General features: G+C 71.8%; 14 protein-coding genes. 6 read left to right on the forward strand and 8 right to left on the reverse strand.

The window, feature by feature from the left end:
- Positions 1–1,518 (forward strand): choline-sulfatase, encoded by a 1,518-nt coding sequence (betC, locus tag ACE37J_RS03650; protein WP_409707188.1) that lies wholly within the window; start codon positions 1–3, stop codon positions 1,516–1,518.
- Between the two features lie 3 nt (positions 1,519–1,521).
- On the opposite strand, the gene ACE37J_RS03655 is transcribed toward betC, so the two are convergent.
- Positions 1,522–2,925: an AMP nucleosidase gene (locus ACE37J_RS03655; protein ID WP_409707191.1), complete on the reverse strand. Its 1,404-nt coding sequence runs from the start codon at positions 2,923–2,925 to the stop codon at positions 1,522–1,524.
- A 95-nt stretch (positions 2,926–3,020) separates the two neighbouring features.
- On the opposite strand from ACE37J_RS03655, the gene ACE37J_RS03660 reads away from it, so the two are divergent.
- Both ACE37J_RS03660 and ACE37J_RS03665 read left to right on the forward strand, forming a co-directional pair.
- Entirely contained in the window at positions 3,021–3,869 is an 849-nt protein-coding gene (locus ACE37J_RS03660) for an FkbM family methyltransferase (protein ID WP_409707194.1), read from the forward strand.
- A 3-nt stretch (positions 3,870–3,872) separates the two neighbouring features.
- Positions 3,873–5,231 carry a tetratricopeptide repeat protein gene (locus ACE37J_RS03665; protein ID WP_409707198.1) on the forward strand — a complete coding sequence of 453 codons (1,359 nt, stop codon included), beginning with the start codon at positions 3,873–3,875 and terminating at the stop codon, positions 5,229–5,231.
- Position 5,232: 1 nt separating this feature from the next.
- Here ACE37J_RS03665 and ACE37J_RS03670 read toward each other — a convergent pair whose 3' ends face one another.
- Complete coding sequence (locus ACE37J_RS03670) at positions 5,233–6,765, reverse strand: acetolactate synthase large subunit (protein WP_409707201.1); 1,533 nt, start codon at positions 6,763–6,765, stop codon at positions 5,233–5,235.
- 63 nt (positions 6,766–6,828) lie between these two features.
- On the reverse strand, positions 6,829–7,581 hold the full coding sequence (locus ACE37J_RS03675) for an alpha/beta fold hydrolase (protein ID WP_409707204.1): 753 nt from the start codon (positions 7,579–7,581) through the stop codon (positions 6,829–6,831).
- A gap of 9 nt (positions 7,582–7,590) precedes the next feature.
- Here ACE37J_RS03675 and ACE37J_RS03680 point away from each other — a divergent pair, with 9 nt between their 5' ends.
- Positions 7,591–8,796, forward strand: coding sequence for a glycosyltransferase (locus ACE37J_RS03680; protein ID WP_409707207.1), 1,206 nt, complete (start codon positions 7,591–7,593; stop codon positions 8,794–8,796).
- Here ACE37J_RS03680 and ACE37J_RS03685 read toward each other — a convergent pair.
- The gene (locus tag ACE37J_RS03685; RefSeq protein ID WP_409707210.1) at positions 8,757–10,157 is read right to left on the reverse strand and encodes an MATE family efflux transporter; all 1,401 of its coding nucleotides are present in this window, start codon (positions 10,155–10,157) and stop codon (positions 8,757–8,759) included. The two genes, ACE37J_RS03680 and ACE37J_RS03685, sit on opposite strands and share 40 nt — an antisense overlap.
- Before the next feature lie 311 nt (positions 10,158–10,468).
- Positions 10,469–10,909, reverse strand: coding sequence for a MarR family winged helix-turn-helix transcriptional regulator (locus ACE37J_RS03690; RefSeq protein WP_409707359.1), 441 nt, complete (start codon positions 10,907–10,909; stop codon positions 10,469–10,471).
- A 71-nt stretch (positions 10,910–10,980) separates the two neighbouring features.
- Here ACE37J_RS03690 and ACE37J_RS03695 point away from each other — a divergent pair, with 71 nt between their 5' ends.
- Positions 10,981–11,337 carry a DUF1428 domain-containing protein gene (locus ACE37J_RS03695; protein WP_409707213.1) on the forward strand — a complete coding sequence of 119 codons (357 nt, stop codon included), beginning with the start codon at positions 10,981–10,983 and terminating at the stop codon, positions 11,335–11,337.
- Positions 11,338–11,343: 6 nt separating this feature from the next.
- Here the strand turns inward: ACE37J_RS03695 and ACE37J_RS03700 are convergent, their stop codons facing one another.
- Positions 11,344–11,583: a hypothetical protein gene (locus ACE37J_RS03700; RefSeq protein ID WP_409707216.1), complete on the reverse strand. Its 240-nt coding sequence runs from the start codon at positions 11,581–11,583 to the stop codon at positions 11,344–11,346.
- Positions 11,584–11,837: 254 nt separating this feature from the next.
- Between ACE37J_RS03700 and rnr the strand changes: the two genes are divergently transcribed.
- A complete protein-coding gene (gene rnr / locus ACE37J_RS03705) occupies positions 11,838–14,072 on the forward strand; it encodes a ribonuclease R (protein ID WP_409707362.1) in 2,235 nt (744 codons plus the stop codon).
- 3 nt (positions 14,073–14,075) lie between these two features.
- On the opposite strand, the gene murJ is transcribed toward rnr, so the two are convergent.
- The gene (gene murJ / locus ACE37J_RS03710) at positions 14,076–15,638 is read right to left on the reverse strand and encodes a murein biosynthesis integral membrane protein MurJ (RefSeq protein WP_409707219.1); all 1,563 of its coding nucleotides are present in this window, start codon (positions 15,636–15,638) and stop codon (positions 14,076–14,078) included.
- Positions 15,635–18,394: a [protein-PII] uridylyltransferase gene (locus ACE37J_RS03715; RefSeq protein WP_409707222.1), complete on the reverse strand. Its 2,760-nt coding sequence runs from the start codon at positions 18,392–18,394 to the stop codon at positions 15,635–15,637. Before ACE37J_RS03715 ends, murJ begins: the two co-directional genes overlap by 4 nt.
- Positions 18,395–18,397 lie beyond the last annotated feature (3 nt).

The raw sequence follows: 18,397 nt of genomic DNA on the forward strand, positions 1-18,397 counted from the left end.
ATGGCGCGCCGGCCGAACATGCTCGTCATCATGGTGGACCAGCTGAACGGGACGCTCTTTCCCGACGGGCCGGCCGCATGGCTCCATGCGCCGCATCTGAAGGCGCTGGCCGCCCGCTCGCTCCGCTTCGCCAACGCCTACACGGCGAGCCCGCTCTGCGCCCCGGCGCGCGCGAGCTTCATGTCCGGCCAGCTGCCGCGGCGCACCCGGGTCTATGACAACGCCGCCGAGTTCGCATCCGACATCCCGACCTTCGCGCATCATCTTCGCCGCGCCGGCTATCGCACTTGTCTCGCCGGGAAAATGCACTTCGTCGGCCCGGACCAGCTGCACGGTTTCGAGGAGCGGATGACGACGGATGTCTACCCCGCCGATTTCGGCTGGACGCCGGATTACCGGAAGCCCGGCGAGCGGATCGACTGGTGGTATCACAACATGGGTTCCGTCACCGGCGCCGGCGTCGCGGAGATCACCAACCAGCTCGAATATGACGACGAGGTGGCGGCGGAGGCGCTGGCGCGGCTCTACGACTATTCCCGCGGGCATGATCCGAGGCCGTGGGCGCTCACGGTCAGCTTCACGCATCCGCACGATCCCTATGTCGCGCGGCGGAAATTCTGGGACCTCTACGAGGATTGCGCGCATCTAGACCCGCCGGGCGAGGCGCTGGCATTCGCGGCGCATGACCCCCATGCGCAGCGGCTGCTCCGCGCCTGCGATCACGAGGCGTTCGGCATCACGCCCGAGCATGTGCGGCGAAGCCGGCGGGCCTATTTCGCCAACATATCCTATCTCGACGAGAAGATCGGGGAGATCCTCCGCGTGCTGGAGGAGACGCGGCAGGCGGAGAACACGGCGGTCCTCTTCGTCTCCGACCATGGCGACATGCTCGGGGAGCGGGGGCTCTGGTTCAAGATGTCCTTCTACGAGGGCTCCGCGCGCGTGCCGATGATGCTGGCCGCGCCGGGGCTCGCGCCCGGCCTCGTTGCGGCGCCCGTCTCCACGATGGACGCCGCGCCGACGCTCGCGGCGCTCGCCGGCGTCTCGATGGAGGCGGTGCTGCCCTGGACGGACGGGGAAAGCCTCCTCCCGCTCGCCTCGGGAGGGGAGCGGGAAAGCCCTGTCCTGATGGAATACGCCGCGGAGGGCTCCGAGGCGCCGATGGTCGCGATCCGGCGTGGGCGCTGGAAATACGCCGCCTGCGCGCTCGACCCCGAACAGCTTTTCGACATGGAGGCGGACCCGGGCGAGCGGCGCAACCTCGCCGCGGGCCCGGCCCATGCGGAGACGCTCTCGGCCTTCCGCGCGGAGGCGGCGGCGAAATGGGACCTCGCGTCCTATGACCGGGAGGTGCGGGAGAGCCAGGCCCGGCGGCATGTCGTCTACGAGGCGCTGCGGCAGGGCGGATACTACCCGTGGGATTTCCAGCCGCTGAAGCGGGCGGCGGAGCGCTACATGCGCAACCACATGGACCTCAACGTGCTGGAGGAGAGCCAGCGCTTCCCCCGCGGGGAATGAGCCCTACTGGAACGGAACCTCGTTGAAGCTCCGCAGCTTCCGCGAATGGAGCCGGTGGGAGGGCATCTGCCGCAGGAGCTCCATCGCGCGGACGCCGACGGCGAGGTGCCGATCAACCTGCCGGCGGTAGAATTCGGAGGCCATGCCGGGCAGCTTCAGCTCCCCGTGCATCGGCCGGTCGGAGACCACGAGCAGCGTGCCGTAGGGAACGCGGAAGCGGAAGCCGTTGGCGGCGATGGTCGCGCTCTCCATGTCGAGCCCGATGGCGCGGGACTGGGAGAAGCGGCGGATCGGCTCGGACTGGTCGCGAAGCTCCCAGTTGCGGTTGTCGATCGAGGCGACGGTGCCGGTGCGCATGACGCGCTTCAATTCCTCCGCCGCGACGCCCGCAACCTCGGAGACTGCGCCTTCGAGCGCCTGCTGCACCTCCGCCAGCGCCGGGATCGGCACCCAAACGGGCAGGTCCGCGTCGAGCACGTGGTCGTCCCGCACATAGCCGTGGGCGAGGACATAGTCGCCCAGCCGCTGCGTCCGGCGGAGCCCGGCGCAATGGCCGAGCATCACCCAGGCCGAGGGGCGGAGGACGGCGACATGGTCCGTCATCGTCTTGGCGTTGGAAGGGCCGACGCCGATATTGACGAGCGTGATCCCGTTATCGTCCGCCCGCTTCAGGTGATAGGCGGGCATCTGTGGCGGATGCGCGCCGGCGCGGGGCTCGACGAAGGCGTCATAGCCGCTCGACGGGTCCGCGACGCGCTCCTGCGCAAGTCGCCTGAAACCATCTACATAGAACTGGTAGTTCGTGTAGAGCACGAAGTTCTGGAAATCCTCCGCCCCGGTGCCCGTATAGTGCTGGAGCCGGTGCAGCGAATAGTCGATCCGCGGCGCGGTGAAGAGCGAGAGCGGGCGCACGGCGGCGCCGAGATAGTCGATCTCCCCGTTCACATGGGTGTCGTCCATCGTCGCGAGGTCCGGCATGTCGAAGAGACGGCCGAAATCCGCGAGATTCTCGAAGCTCACCTCGCCTTCCACATGGAGCCCGGTCGGGAAGGCGAAATGGATCGGGATCGGCATGTCCGAAAGCCCGGTCTCGAAGGCGCAGCCGTGGTTCGCCCGGATCTCCCGCAGCTGGGTCAGGAGATAGCGGGCGAAGAGGTCGGGCCGCGTCACCGTCGTCTCGAACCGCCCCGCCGCGTCGCAGAAGCCGAAGCTCTGCGCCGGCGGATGCGGCAGCGTCCGCTCCACAGTGACGGAGAGGCGGGGGTAGAAGCCGCGCGCCGGCGCTTCCAGCCGCTCGCCCCGCGCGAAGGCGGCGAAACGGTCCCTCAGCCGGGCCGTCTCCTCCGCGTAGAGGCGCTGCAGCGCGGCGAGCGCGGCTTCGGGGCTTTCGTGCGATTCGGTGCTCATCATAGGGGAGATAGGGGATGGCCCTGCGCCGGTCCATCGGCCTTTGCATCGCGCGCGGGCGGCGTTAATGCTCCCGCGTCGGGCGCGGAGACGAGATGAGCGAGCATGTGGAAACCTCCCTCGGCCGGTTCACCGCGGAGAGCCGGCAATTCGTGAGGCTCTGCGCGCTGGCGGAGCCGGCGCAGCTCCGGATGATGAAGGCGGCGGTGCGGCGGCTGCGGCTCGGGCTCTTCGTCGACATCGGCGCCAATCTCGGGGCCTATTCGGTCAGCATCGGGCGCCTCGCCCGGCGGCCGCTTGTGGAGGCGTTCGAACCCTCGCCGGACACGTTCGAGGAGCTGCGCCGCAATATCTCGCTCAACCCCGAAATCGCCGCGCGGCTCCATAACGTCGCCCTCTCGGACCGGGCCGGGGAGGCGCCCTTCGAGCGGCGGCTGCGCTTCGGCCCCGGCAACCGGATCGCGGAGGGCGGCGCGCCTGTCCGCCTCGCGCCGCTCGACGACATCCTGCCGGCGGAGGGCGCGCGCGACGCGGCGGTGAAGATCGACGTGGAGGGGCACGAGCGCCCGGTGATCGAAGGCGCGCGCCGCTTCCTCGCCGCCCGCGCGGCCTATGTGCAGGTCGAGACATGGCGGGGGCCGGGCCGCGCGCCGGTGCGGGCGGAGATGCGGCGGCTCGGCTTCCTCTTCCTCCTCCGCGCGCAGGGCGACCAGATATTCCTGCACGAGAGCCTCGCCGCTGAGGCCGAGGGCCTCCGCGATGTGCACAGCGACGTGACGGACCGCGCCGTCGCCCTCTCCGCCCGGCTGGCGCGGGAGGGGGAGCGCGCGCTCCTCGACCCGTCGCTGCGGCGGCAGGCGTTGCGGCTCTATGGCGGGTTCGAGGATATCAGGATCGGCGCCTGGCGCCGGCGCCTTCTCGGCGGATTCGGGATCGGAGGATAGGGCATGGCGGAGACGGACCACTGGGGCAACGCGATCACGGACCGGGAGCCGGAGACGGTGAGCGCCATCCGCGATTTTTCCCACGGCCTCATCGCCTTCGACCGGAAGGCGGGCGGCATAATGAAAGCCGCGAAGCGGGACCGGGGATCGCCCCTCGCGAACGCCTACGCCGCGATCCTGATGATGTGGCTGGAGCGGGCGGACAGCCCCGCCCTCGCCGCCCCGTTCCTCGAAGCGGCGGAGGCGGCGGCGAAGGGCGCGACGGAGCGGGAGCGGCGGATTGTCGATGTCGCCCGGAAATGGGCCTCCGGCGACATCCCGGCGGTGATCGCCGCGGGGAAGGAGATCCTCGACCTCTGGCCCTCGGACCTCGTCGCCGTGAAGATCCGGCAGACGCACATGTTCGACCTCGGCGACGCGCCGGGGATGCTGCATTCCGCCCGCTACGGCGCGAAGGCCTTCCCGGACGAGCCCGGCGCGCTCGGCATGCTCGCCTTCGGGCTGGAGGAGAGCCACCTGCTGAAGGAGGCCGAGGCCGTCGCCCGGCGGGCCATCGAGATCGACCGGAACGAAGGCTGGGCGCAGCACGCGCTCGCCCATGTCCTCCTCACCGAGGGGCGCATCGCCGAGGGGCGCCAGACGCATTTCGCGCTCCGCGACACGTGGGAGGGGAAGAATTCCGTCCTCTATGTCCACAACTGGTGGCATGTCGCGCTCTTCGCGATCTCGGAAGGGGATTACGACGGCGCGCTGGCGATCTATGACGATCACATCCACGGCGTGCAGCCGGATTACAGCCAAGACCAGATCAACGAAATCTCGCTCCTCGCCCGGCTTGAGCTTGTCGGTCTCGACGTCTCGCCGCGCTGGGAAGGGCTGGCGGACCGGCTGGAGGGGCGGGTGCGGGATGTCGTCAACCCCTTCCTCTCGCTGCAATACCTCTATGCGCTCGCCCGCGCGGGGCGGGGCGCGGCGGCGGATTTCATCGACCACATGCGCGCCCATGCCGAGGCCGGCGGATGGTCCGCCGCGATGTGGCGAGACATGGCGGTTCCCGCGGCGGAGGGGCTCAAGGCCCATGCGGAGGGGCGCTGGTCGGAGGCGGCGGAGCGGCTCGGCCGCGCGCTGCCGATGATCTGGCGCGGCGGCGGCAGCCATGCGCAGCGCGACGTCTTCCACCAGATCCATCTCGACGCGCTGATCCGCGCCGGTCGCTTCTCCGAGGCGCAGCAGATCCTGATGGGCAGGCTCGGCTTCGAGCCGCTCTCCGTGCCGAACAATACAGCGCTCGCAGGCGTCTACGCCGCGCTCGGCCTGCCGGAGGAGGCGGCCGCCGCGGCGGCGCGGGCGCGGCGGGCCTAGCTCAGCACATCACCTCGACCAGATACGGCCCGCCCGAGGCGAGCCCCGCGCGGATCGTGGCGGCGAGGGCGGGCGCCTCGGAGACGCGCTCAGCCTCCACGCCCATCGAGCGCGCCATGGCGAGCCAGTCGATGGCCGGATCCTCAAGGCTCAGCATGGAGAGGGCGCGGGGGCCGACATTGGAGACGCCCACATTCGCAAGCTCCCCCCTCAGGATGCGATAGCTGCGGTTGGCGAAGATGAGGACGGTGACGGGCAGCCCCTCCCGCGCCATCGTCCAGAGCGCCTGCGGCGAATACATCGCGGAGCCGTCGCCGACGAGGGCGAGGACGGGGCGGCCCCCGCCCGCCAGCGCCGCGCCGACGGCGAGCGGCATGCCGTAGCCGATGGAGCCGCCGCGGTTGTTGAGCCAGTCATGCGGCGGGGCGCCGGCGGTGAGGCCGAAGAAGGCGCGGCCGGTCGTCACGCTCTCGTCCACCACGATGCAGCCTTCGGGGATCGTCGCGCCGAGCGCGGCGGCGATGCCGTTCGGGTCGGTCGGCCCGGCGGGAATTTCGGGGCGGCCCGGCTCCGCGGTCTTTGGCGCGTCATGGGCGCCGAGCGCGTCCGCCAGCGCGCGGAGCGCTTCGGCGGCTCCGGGGCCGGGCTCCGCGACTTTCGCGAACTCGGTTCCGGGCTGGGTCAGCACGCCCGGCTTGTCCGGGTAGGCGAAGAAGGCGACGGGCGGCTTCGCGCCGGCGAGGACGATCCGGCGGAAGGGGCGCAGCGCCTCCAGCGCCTGGTCGACCGGATAGGGCACCCGGCCCACCGCCACGCGGCCGGCGCCGCGGGCAAGGCGGGCGTTGGACCATTCGGTCATCAGCGCGCATCCCGTCGCCGCGGCGATGCGGCCCGCGTCGCGGAGCGCCGCTTCGTCCGTCGCGCCCGGGCCGAGGAGCAGGAGCGCGCCCGGCTCGCGGAGCATCTTCACCGCCGCCTCGATCGTCTCGGCCTCCGGCGCTTCCGGCTCCGGCCGGGCGATGGCGGCGGCGGGGCGGCCGCCCTCGGTCCAGGCCGTGTCGCCGGGCAGGATCAGCGTCGCGATCTGGCCCGCCGAGGCCGCCGCGGCGGCCTCCGCCGCATCCTGCCCGACATCCGCAGAGGAGCGGGAGGTGCGGACCCAGTGCGAGACGGGCCGGGCGATCCCCTCGATATCCGCAGTCAGCGGCGCATCCAGCGCGATATGGGGCAGGGCGTGCTCGCCCACCACGTTCAGGACGCCGGAATGCGCCTTCTTCGCGTTGTGGAGGTTGGAAAGGCCGTTGGCGAGGCCGGGCCCGAGATGGAGGAGTGTCGCCGCCGGGCGGCCCGCGATGCGGAAGAACCCGTCCGCCGCGCCGGTCGCCACCGTCTCGTGCAGGGCGAGGACGGATTTCATCTCCGCCGCGCCGTCCAGCGCGGCGACGAAGTGCATCTCCGACGTGCCGGGATTGGCGAAGCAATGGTCCACGCCCGAGGCGAGCAGGGTCTTCACGAGCGAGTCTGCGCCGTTCATGCCGGTCCTCCGATTGGTGCAGCCGGGGTAGCGGCGGGGGCGCGGCGGCGCAAGGCGGGCGCGTCAGAGTTCGTCGAGCGCGCCGGTCAGGAGGGCGAGTTCCGCCGGGCCGCTGAAGCGGTGGTCGGCGCCCTTCACCAGCACCAGCCGGGCGTCCGGGCTTTCGAGATGATCGAGCAGGCGGAGCGCGACGGAGACGGGCACGTCCTCGTCCGCCGTCCCCTGGAAGAGCCGGACGGGGAAGGGGAGGCGGAGCGGCGTGTTCAGGACGAATTGCGCCGCACCGTCCTCGATCAGCCGGCGCGTGATCGGATAGGGTTCATCCGAATAGGCGGAGGGGCGGAGCCATCGGCCCGTCTCCGCCATCTCGGCGCGCGCGGCCTCGTCCATCTCCGCCGCCATTTCCGCGGTGAAATCCGGCGCCGCGGCGATCCCGATGAAGGCGGAGACGCGCTCCGGCGCGCGCCGGGCGAGGAGGAGGGAGATCCAGCCGCCCATCGAGGAGCCGACGAGCGCTTGCGGGCCGTCCGTCAGCCGCGTCAGCGCCTCAAACGCGTCCTCCGCCCAGTCGCCGACGCAGCCCTCCTCGAAGGCGCCGTCGGAGGCGCCGTGGCCGGAATAGTCGAACCGGAGGAAGGCGCGGCCCGCCTCCCGCGCCCAGGCTTCGAGCGCCAGCGCCTTCGTCCCCTCCATGTCGGAGCGGAAGCCGCCGAGAAAGACGACGCCCGGTTTGTCACATCCCGCGCCGCGCGCCTCCGTTTTCCGGTAGGCGAGGGCGCGGCCCGGGGTAAGCTGCAGGCGGGACGGGCTATCCATGGAGATCCGGTGGCGGCTGAGGACGGAACGGCGATGCGCGATGCTAGCGCGCCGGAGCGGCGGGGAAAACCGCTGACCGTTCTCGAACTTGCGCCCCCGCCGGGCCACGGCGGTTCGGAGCGCGCGCTGCACGAGACCGCCGCGGCGCTCGTCCGCTCCGGCGCGCGGGTGGTGATCGCGGCGGCGGAAACGCCCTCCGCCCTCCGCCTGCGCGCGACCGGCGCGAGCCTCGCCGCGCTCGACCTCGACACGCGCTCGCCGCTCCGCATCCGCTCGAACGCCCGCGCGGTCGCGGCGCTGGCGCGGGCGGAGGGCGCCGACCTCATCCATGCGCGGAGCGCGGCCGCCGCCGCCGCCGGCCTTCGCGCGGCGGAGGAGACGGGCGCCGCCTTCGTCACCACATGGTCCGAGCCGGACGAGGCGGGGATGCTCGCCCGCCCGCTCTTCGACGCGCTGGCCGCGGGCGCGCCCGTCATCGCGCCCTCGGATCATGTCGCGGCGCATCTGCGCGAGGCGCGCGGGCTCGGGCCGGACCGGGTCGTCACGATCCCGCGGGGCGCGGACATGGCCGGCTTCGCGGAGGAGGCGGTGAGCCCCATGCGCGCGCTCCGCATGGCCGAGGCGCTGGGCCTCGCCGAGGATGCGCGGCCGCTGATCCTCTCCCCCGGCCGCATCGCGCCGGGCAAGGGCCGGCGCCTGCTCGTCCGCGCGCTTGCGCGGCTGAAGGCGGAGCGGGGGGCGGACTTCACGGCGATTATCGTCGGAGAAGGGGAGGGCGCGCAGGCGCGGCTCATCGAGGCGGAGATCGCGGCGGCGCGGGCGGGCGACGTCATCCGCCTCGCCGGGCCGGCGGCGGACATGCCGGCGGCGCTGATGCTCTCCGCCCTCGTCGTCGCGCCGGCGACGGAGCCGCAGCTTTCCGCCCGCATCCTTCTCGAAGCGCAGGCGATGGGCCGGCCCGTCATCGCCGCCGATCACGGCGCGGCGCGTGAATCCCTTCGCCACGGCGCGAGCGGGTGGCTGTTCCCGCCGGGTGACGAGGCCGCGCTCGCCGCCGCCCTTTCCGCCGCGCTCGACCTTGATGAAAGCGGGCGGGCGCATATGGCGATGGCGGGGCGCGCGCTCGTCCGCTCCCGCTTCAGGCTGGAGGACACGATCGCGCGGACGCTCGAAGTCTACGAGGCCGCGGCCTCCGGCGCCCGCTCCGCCGCCTGAGCGAGCCGCCGCCCGGAAAGGCGCGCGAAGCGGAAGGTGAGGAGGCAGGCGGCGACGATCAGCCCCGCGGCCAGCCCGATCCAGAGCCCGGCGCCCCCGAGCCCGAGCGGAAAGGCGAGCAGCGCCCCGCCGCCGACGCCGAGCGGCCAGTAGCAGAACCCGGCGATCCAGAGCGGCACATAGGCGTCCCTGAGCCCCCGGAGGCAGCGCGCCATGATCGCCTGCGCCCCGTCGAAGACCTGGAAGATCGCGGCCACGACCATGATCTGCGTCACCAGCGCCGCGACCTCGTCGAAGCCCGGCGCGGAGGCGGGGAGGAACAGGCGCGTCATCTCCTCCGCCAGCAGGAGCGGCGCGGCGACGAGGAGCGTGAGCGCGCCCGCGCCGATCCCGAGCGCGACGAACCCCGCCTGCCGCGCCCCCGCCGGGTCCTCCCGCCCGACGGCGTGCGCGACGCGCACCATCCCCGCCTCCGCGATGCCGAGCGCGATGACGAAGGGAATCCCGATCCAGGCCATCAGCACCTGATGCGCCGCCAGCATCCCCGCCCCGATCACGCCCGAAAGGAGCGCGACGGCGGTGAAGAGCCCCGCCTCCAGCCCCACCATCGCGCCGATGGGCAGGCCGAGGCGGAAGATCACGCGGATGATCTTCGGGTCGAACCTGAGCCGCGCGCGGAAGAGCCCGTAGCCGCGCAGCGCCGGCTTCCGCCAGATGTAGAGCGCAAGGGCGGCGAGCATCGCCCAGCTCACGATCGAGGTCGCGAGCCCGGCGCCCGCCACGCCAAGCTCCGGCGCCCCCCAGCGGCCATGCACCATCGCCTCCGCCAGCAGCCAGTTGAAGCCGACCGCCGCGACCGTGATCGCCATGATCGGCCCCGTGCGCGAAAGCGCGGCGACGAAATCGCGGAGCGCGGTGAAGAGCAGCATGGCCGGCACGAACGGGGTCAGCGCATGGAGGAACGGCTCCGCCGCCGCCGCCACCGCCTCGTCCTGCCCGGCGAGGCGCATGATCGAACCGAGATTCCAGATCAGCGCCATGAGGGGAACGGAAAGGATCAGCGCCGTGATCAGCCCCTGCCGCGCGGCGTGCCCCGCCTCCTGCTTCCGCCCCGCCCCTTCCGCCTGCGCGGCGAGGACGCCGGTGACGGAGAGGATCCCCATCATGATCACCATGCCCTCATGCGCCAGCGAGGCGGCGAGGCCGACCGCGGCGAGCGGCTCGACGCCGAGCGAGCCGACGACGAGCTTCGTCGTCACGAACATCGCGTATTCGGCGAGATAGGCGGCGATCAGCGGCCCCGCGATGCGGAAGAGGCGCCGCGCCTCCTGGGGCGGGGAATGTTCGGGGGTCAGGCGCATTGCAGGGCTCTTGAGGCAGCTTTCGCCGCCTTGGGGGACCCAGGCAGGGCGTCTCCGACCCGGATAGACCGGCGCGCGAGGGGAGGCAAGCCGAGGGTTCAGGCGGGGCGAGGCGATTGCATTCGGCGCGCCTTCGCCGTTCACCTCCTGCCCCGATCAGCGACCTTCCGGTGGAAGGTCGCCGAGGGCGAGGGGCGCCGAGCAGCCGCGGGCGGATCGGCCGCATGTGTGATCCGCCGGGCGCACTTGGCGACGTTCGCCGAAGTGAACCGAAGGCGGCGAATGCGAGGCGGAACCGCACCGCCCGCCGGTCATCCGAGCCCCCGCAGCAGCCCCCTCAGCGCGCCCGGCCCTTCCTCCGGCAACCCCGCGTCAAGCGCGTCATGCGCCGCGCGCCAGGCCGGGAGCGCCGCCTTCAGCGCCTCCCGCCCCGCCTCCGTGAGCGAGAGCCGGCGCGCCCGCGCATCCTCCGCATCCGCCGTCACGGAGACGAGGCCGCGGCGGCGGAGCGGCTTCAGCGCGGCGGTGAGCGTGCTCGCATCCATCGCGAGGAAGGGCGCAAGGTCGCCGATCCGCGGCGGCTCGGGCCGGTTGAGCGACATCAGGAGGGAGAACTGCCCGTTCGTGAGCCCGAAGGGCCTGAGCGCCTCGTCGAAGCGCCGCGCCAGCGCCCGCGCCGCGCGCTGGACATGGAGGCAGAGACAGCGGTCCCGCACCTCATGGGTGGCGGAGAGGGGGAGGGCGGGGTCCATCATGCAAAATAACTTGATATCAAAATAAACTGCGGTCAAGCTCCCCGTCATCGACTCAGGGAGGATGAAGAATGACCTACGTTTCGGGCTTCCTGCTCGCCGTCTCGGACGAGAACCGCGAGCGCTACCGCGCCCATGCCGAGGCGGCCTGGCCGGTCTTCCGCGATCTCGGCTGCCTGAGCTTGCGCGAATGCTGGGGCGCGGATGTGCCGGACGGGAAGGTCACCTCCTTCCCGATGGCCGTGAAGAAGGCGGAGGGGGAGAGTGTCGTCTTTTCCTGGATGGAATGGCCCGACAGGGCGACCGCGGACCGCGCCTTCGCGGCGATGATGAGCGACCCCCGGATGGCCGAGCTGGGCGAGATGCCCTTCGACGGGATGCGGATGATGTGGGGCGGGTTCGAGACGCTGGTGGACCGGCGGGCCTGAGCGGCCTCAGCTCGCGAAGAGCCTGACAGGGGCGCCGCCGCCGCGGAGGGCGTGCTCGCCCATGTCCTCCAGCCGCTCCCCGGTCGGCGCCGCGTCGGCCGCGCCCGTCACCGCGCCGGGCTCCATCCGGTCCGCCCGCCCGGAATGGCCCCGAAGGTCGGAGACCCGGATCACCGCGCGGATCGGTCGCCCGGCGCAGCGGGCGAGGCGCCCCGTCCTGCGGGTCGCCGCGCGCCGCCTCGCCACGGTCGAAGACCGGGTGGGGCGGGGTGCGGAGACAGGCCGCCGGCAAGCGGCGCTCCGAATGGCCGGAAAAATTTCGAAATTTTGAAAAAGCGTTTGGAATCAAACCTCCGAGGGCGATTTCCATGGAAATCCCCCTCGGGGCGGCCCCGTTCAAGCCCCGCTCAAGCCCCATGCAGGCCCCGCGCAGACCCCGGGAGCCGCCGCCGCTGACCGGCCGGGTGGACGGGGCGCATCGCTTCCGCCATATCTCGCGGATGCGAGACCTCCCCACACGCGACGCCATTCTCGACTTCGTCCGGGACAATCCGGAGAAGGCCTCGAAGCGCGACATCGCCCGCGCCTTCGGCCTGAAAGGGGAGGCGCGGGTCGAGCTCAAGCGGATGCTGCGGGAGATGCAGGCCGACGGCGCGCTGAAGAAGGCCGACCGCGCCTTCCGCGGCGACGGGATGCTGCCCCCCGTAGGCATGCTCGCCGTGGAGGGCGCGGGGCCGGAGGGCGACCTCTTCGCGCGCCCGCTCTCCTGGGCCGGGGCGGAGCCCGCGCCCCGCATCGTCATCGTGGAGAAGAAGGGCGACCCGGCGCTCGGCAAGGGCGACCGCCTCCTCGCCCGGCTGCGCCCCGCGGACGGCGAGCCCGGCCTCTACGAGGCGCGGATGATCCGCAAGATCGCGGCGGGCGCTCAGCGGAGCCTCGGCATCTTCCGGGCCGAGGGCGCAGGCGGAAGGCTCGTCCCCGTCGACCGCAAGCAGGACGAGATGATCGTCGTGGACGCCGGCGACGCGCGGGACGGCGAGCTGGTGGAGGTGGAGCAGGTTCCGGGCCCCCGCTTCGGCCTCCGCCACGGCCGCGTCGTGGAGCGGCTGGGCGACCCGGGCGCGCCCCGCGCCGTGTCCCTCATCGCGATCCACGCCCGCGGCATACCCACGATCTTCCCCGAGGCCGCGCTGGCGGAGGCGGCGGCGGCCAAGCCGGTGCGGATCTCGAAGAAGCGGGAGGATCTCCGCCATCTCCCGCTCGTCACCATCGACCCTTCCGACGCGCGGGATCATGACGACGCCGTCTTCGCCGAGCCCGACCCGGAGCGGGAAGGGGGCTGGATCGTCTGGGTCGCCATCGCCGACGTCGCCCATTACGTCCGCCCCGGCTCCGCCCTCGACCAGGAGGCGAAGCTGCGCGGCAACTCCACCTATTTCGCCGACCGGGTGGTGCCGATGCTGCCGGAGGCGCTTTCGGGCGATCTCTGCTCGCTGCACGAGGGCGCGAACCGGCCCTGCCTCGCCGTGCGGATGCGGCTCGCGCCGGACGGGGCGATGGACGGGCATTCCTTCCACCGCGGGCTCATGCGCTCCCCCGCCTCGCTCACCTACGAGCAGGTGCAGGCGGCGATGGACGGGCGGCCCGACGACGCGACGGGGCCGCTGCTCGACCCGGTGATCCGCCCGCTCTACGGCGCCTTCGCCGCGGCCTGGAAGGCGCGGGAGCGGCGTGCGCCGCTTCATCTCGACCTCCCCGAGCGGAAGATCGAGCTCTCGCCCGAGGGGCAGGTCCTCTCCGTCGGCTTCCGAGAGCGGCTGGACGCGCATCGGCTGATCGAGGAATTCATGATCCTCGCCAATGTCGCGGCGGCGGAGACGCTGGAGCGGAAGCGCAAGCCGCTCCTCTACCGCGTCCACGAAGAGCCGGACCCGGCGAAGATCGAGGCGCTGCGCGTGATCGCGGAGGAATCCGGCTACAAGCTCGCCAAGGGCGAGGTGCTGCGCACGAGCCAGCTCAACGAATTGCTCGACGCGGCGGCGGAGGGGGCGGATGCGGAGCTGATCGGAATGGCCGTGCTCCGCTCCATGACGCAGGCCTATTACGCGCCGGTCAATTACGGCCATTTCGGCCTGCATCTTCGGTCCTACGGGCATTTCACCTCGCCGATCCGGCGCTATGCCGATCTCGTCGTCCACCGGGCGCTGATCGCGGCGCATGGCTGGGGCGAGGACGGGCAGACATGGGAGGAGGCGGAGGGGCTCGCCGCCATCGGCGAGCATATCTCGATGACCGAGCGCCGCTCGATGGAGGCGGAACGGGACACGACGGACCGCTATCTCTCCGCCTATCTTTCCGACCGGATCGGCGCGGAGTTCGAGGGCCGCGTCTCCGGCGTCGCGCGGTTCGGGCTCTTCGTGAAGCTGGACGAGACGGGGGCGGACGGGCTGGTGCCGATCTCCTCGCTCGGCGCGGAGTATTTCCGGCATGACGAGGCGCGGGCGGCGCTGGTGGGCGAGAAATCGGGCAAGACCATCGTGCTGGGCGCCCGCGCGCGCGTGCGGCTGATGGAGGCGGCGCCGCTGACGGGCGGGCTCCTCTTCGAGCTGCTTGACGCGGAGGGCTTCGGCCGCCCTGGCCGGGCCGGGCCGCGCGGCGCGGCGCCGCGGCGGCGGGCGGGGGCGGACAAGATCAGGCGCGCCAAGGTGAAGACGCGGGAGAAGCGGGGGCGTTGAGCCCTATCGACCGCGCCGCATCGCGGCCCTGAGATCCGCCGGCGCGAAGCCGCCGAGGCCCCACGCCGCCGCCGCGTAGACAACGCCGCCGCCCAGCACGAGAAGCCCGAGCGCGGCGTAACGAAGGCCGGGCGCCACAAGCGCGCACTCCATCGCCGCCGCCGCGGCGAAGAGGGCGGCGCCCATCAGCAGGCTCGCGGCGAGGAGCCGGGGGAGGCGGCGGCGGAGCCGCTCGTCGGGCGCCACGTCATCGCCGAAGGCGCGGGCGAAGCGCCAGAGAAGGGCGAGGTTCAGCCAGCCGGCCAGCGTCGTGCCGAGCGGGATCGCCTCCCACCCGATCAGCGGCGCGCCGCCGGCGGAGACAGCGGTGTTGAGCGCGACCGAGGCGAGGGCGCAGTAAAGCGGCGTCTTCGTATCCTCCCGCGCGAAGAATGCGGGCTGGACCACCTTCTGCATGACGAAGGCCGGCAGACCCAGCGCGAAGAGCGCCGTCGCGCGCGCCACCGCCGCGGCGTCTTCTGCGCCGAAGGCGCCCCGGCCGAAGAGCACCGCGGCGAGCGGCCCTGCGAGCGCCACGAGCGCGACCGCCGCGGGGAGCGTCAGCGCCATCGAGAACTCCGCCGCCCGGCAGAAAGCCGCCCGCGCTCCCGCCCCGTCCCCCGCCCGGAAGCGGCGCGAGAGCTCCGGCAGGAGGACGACGCCGATCGCGACGCCAACGACGCCGAGCGGCAGCTGATAGAGCCGGTCCGCATAGGACAGCCAGGCCACAGCGCCGGCATGGAAGCTGGCGATCACCGTGCCGATGAGAAGATTGATCTGCATCACCCCGCCGGAAACGGCGCCCGGCGCGCCGAGGACGAGGAGCCGCCGCATCGCCGGGCTCCAGCGCGGACGGCGGAGCCGCAGCGACATGCCCGAGAGCCGCGCCGCCCGGGCCACGAGCCAGACCTGAGCGAAACCCGCCGCCAGCACCCCGAGCGCGAGCGCCGAGCCGACCGGCGCCGCGGCGCCGGCGGCGACCGCCATCGCCCCGATCAGGATGACGTTGAGAAGAACGGGCGCGGCGGCCGGCGCCGCGAAGCGCCCCAATGCGTTGAGCACGCCCGAGAAGAGCGCCGTCAGCGCCATGCAGAGGAGATAGGGAAACTGGATGCGGGCGTAGAGCACCGCGAGGTCGAACCGCGCCGGATCGTCCGCGAAGCCCGCCGCGAGGAGGAAGATAAGCGCCGGCATGAAGATGAGCGCGAGCGCCGAGAGCAGAAGGAGAACGAAGAGGAGCCCCGCCAGCGCCTCCTCGGCGAAGCCCTTGGCATCCTCTCCCGCCTCCAGCCGTTTCGCGAAGAGGGGCACGAAGGCCATGTTGAACGCCCCTTCCGCGAAGAAGCGGCGGAACATGTTGGGCAGGCGAAAGGCGACGAAGAACGCCTCCGCCATCGGCCCGGCGCCGAGCAGGGCGGCGATCATCACGTCCCGCACGAAGCCGAGAACGCGGCTCGCCATCGTCCAGGAGCCGACCGTGGCGAAGGCGCGGAGGAGGCGGATTGGCCGCGGGGCGGCTGCGTTCACGAAGCGTCCTCGGCCTCGGCCGCCGCCTGGCGGATCGCGTCGCGGAGGCGCTGCTCTACGGATTTCTGCTTCTGGGCGGAGCGGATCTTCAGCCCGAAAATGTCCTTCACGTAGAAGCTGTCCACCGCCTGCTCGCCATAGGTGGTGATGACGGCGGAGACGATGTTGATGCTCGCCGCCGCGAGGGCGCGGGTGAGATCATGGAGCAGGCCCACACGGTCCCGCGTGTCGACCTCGATGACGGTGTAGAGATCCGAGCTTTCGTTGTCGAAGGTGATGGTCGTCGGCACTTCGAAGGGCCGCTCCCGCTTCTTCAGCTCGCGCTTCGGTTTCAGCGCCTCCCGCGCCACGTACTCGCCGCGGAGCGCGCGGTGGATGCTCTTCTTGATCCGCTCGTGCCGCGCCGGCTCGAACGGGGCGCCCTCCCGGTCCTGCACCCAGAAGACCGCGGTGGTCATCCCCTCGGACGAGGTGAACATCCGCGCGTCCCGCACGGAGGCGCCGGCGAGGGCGAGGGCGCCGGCGATGCGGCTGAAGAGGCCGGGATGATCCGCGAGGTAGAGGCAGAGCCGTGTCGCGTCCCGCGCCGGGTCGTCGTCGAACCGGCTGTGGATGTTGTCGGGCTTCGCGCTCCGCCCGATCTCGGCCAGCCGCTCCTGCGTGTCGGTGTCGAGCCCGAGCCAGTAGGGCGGGAAATGCTGGGCGAACCAGGCGTCGATCTCCTCGTCCTTCCAGGCCGAAAGACGCTCGCGCAGCCGCGCCTTCGCCTCGGCGACGCGCCCGGCGCGGCTGAGCCCCTCGTTTCCGACGCCGAGAACCGCCAGCGTATCCGCATAGAGATGGCGGAGAAGCTGCGCCTTCCAGTTGTTCCAGGTGGTCGGCCCCACGGCCCGGATGTCGAGCGCGGTGAGGACGAGGAGGAGCTTCAGCCGCTCCACGCTCCGCACCTGGTCCGCGAAGGCGCGGACGGTCTTCGGGTCCGAGATGTCGCGCTTCTGCGCATAGTCGGACATGATGAGGTGATGGCGGACGAGCCATTCCACCATCTCCGTCTGCCCTTCCGTCAACCCGAGGCGGGGGCAGAGCCGGGCGGCGATCTCGGCCCCGACCTCCTCATGCGGGCGCGCATCGCCCTTGCCGATGTCGTGGAAGAAGAGCGCGAGGGTGAGGACCTGCATGTCCACCCCCTTGGCGATGATCTCGCTCGCCACCGGAAGGTCCGTGATGAGCCCTCCGGAGGCCAGCTTGCGGAGGCTGCCGACGGCGAGAATCGTATGCTCGTCAACCGTGTAGCTGTGATACATGTTGAACTGCATCAGGCTCACGATCCGGTCGAATTCCGGGATGAAGGCGCCGAGCACGCCGGTCTCGTTCATCCGGCGGAGCGCGCGCTCCGGGTCCCCCGATTCCGAGAGGAGGCGCAGGAAGATCGCGTTCGCCTCCGGATCGAGGCGGAGCGCCTCGTCGATCAGGTGGAGCTTCCGCGCGGCGAGGCGATGGGCGTTCGGGTGGATGAGCGCGCCGGTCTTCAGCCCCTCCTCGAAGAGGCGGAGGATGTTCACGGGGTTATCGTCGAACCAGCCTTCGTCCGCCACGTCGATGCGGCCGTCGCGGATGAAGAACCCGGTCGGATCCTCCCGCGTCGCACCGAAGGCGAAGGCGCGCACCAGCGCGCCGAGGCCGGGGCGCGCCTTCTTCTGGTCCGCCTCCAGCGCTGCGCAGAAGAAGCGCGTGAGGTCCCCGACGTCCTTCGCATGGCGGAAATAGCGCTGCATGAAGACCTCGACGCCGCGGCGCCCGCCCTGCGGCTCGAAGCCGAGCCGCCGCGCGACCTCGACCTGGTAGTCGAAGGTCAGCTGCTCCTGCGCCCTGCCGGCGGCGAGGTGGAGATGGCAGCGAACCGTCCAGAGGAAGGACGCGGCGGCGGAGAAGATCTCCGCCTCTTCCGCCTTGAGCACGCCCTTGCCGATCAGGTCCGCCACATCCTCCGCGTCGTAGATGTACTTCGCGATCCAGAAGAGCGTCTGGAGGTCGCGGAGCCCGCCCTTGCCCTCCTTCACGTTCGGCTCGACGAGATAGCGCGATCCGCCGTGCCGCTCGTGCCGCTTGTCGCGCTCGGAGAGCTTCGCCTCGACGAATTCGGGGCCGGACGAGAGGAAATCCTTCCGGAGCGCGGCGGAAAGCTTCTTCGCCAGCGCCTCGTCGCCCCAGAGGAAGCGCTTCTCCAGAAGCGCGGTGCGGATCGTGAAATCCTCCCGCGCCAGACGCTGGCATTCGGAGATGCTGCGGACGGACTGGCCGACCTTCAGCTTCAGGTCCCAAAGGAGATAGAGCGTGGACTCGACGACCTTCTCCATCCAGGCGGTCTTCTTCCAGGGCGTCAGGAAGAGGAGATCGACATCGGAGAAGGGCGCCATCTCCCCCCGCCCGTAGCCGCCGACGGCGACGACGGCGAAGCCCTCCGCCGCGTCGCGCGCATAGTTGGGGTGAAGGTAGGTCGAGGCGAAATCGAGCGCGCCGCGGACGACGAGGTCCATCGCCTCCGTGAGTTCGCGCGCGACGCGCGGGCCGCTGTCGCGTGCGCCGCCGAGACGGGCGAGCGCGGCCTGGCGGCTTTCCGCCTGTATCTCGATCAGCGCGGCGAGGGCGGCGGCGCGCGGGTCGGGCGCGGTCCTCGCCTCTTTCAGCGCGGCCTCAAGCGCGACGCGGAGTTCCGCGAGGCTTCGCGGCCGCGGGCTCTCGGGCGCGCCGTCCATACC

The organism is Pikeienuella sp. (genome assembly GCF_046290545.1).
Taxonomy (GTDB): domain Bacteria; phylum Pseudomonadota; class Alphaproteobacteria; order Rhodobacterales; family Rhodobacteraceae; genus Pikeienuella.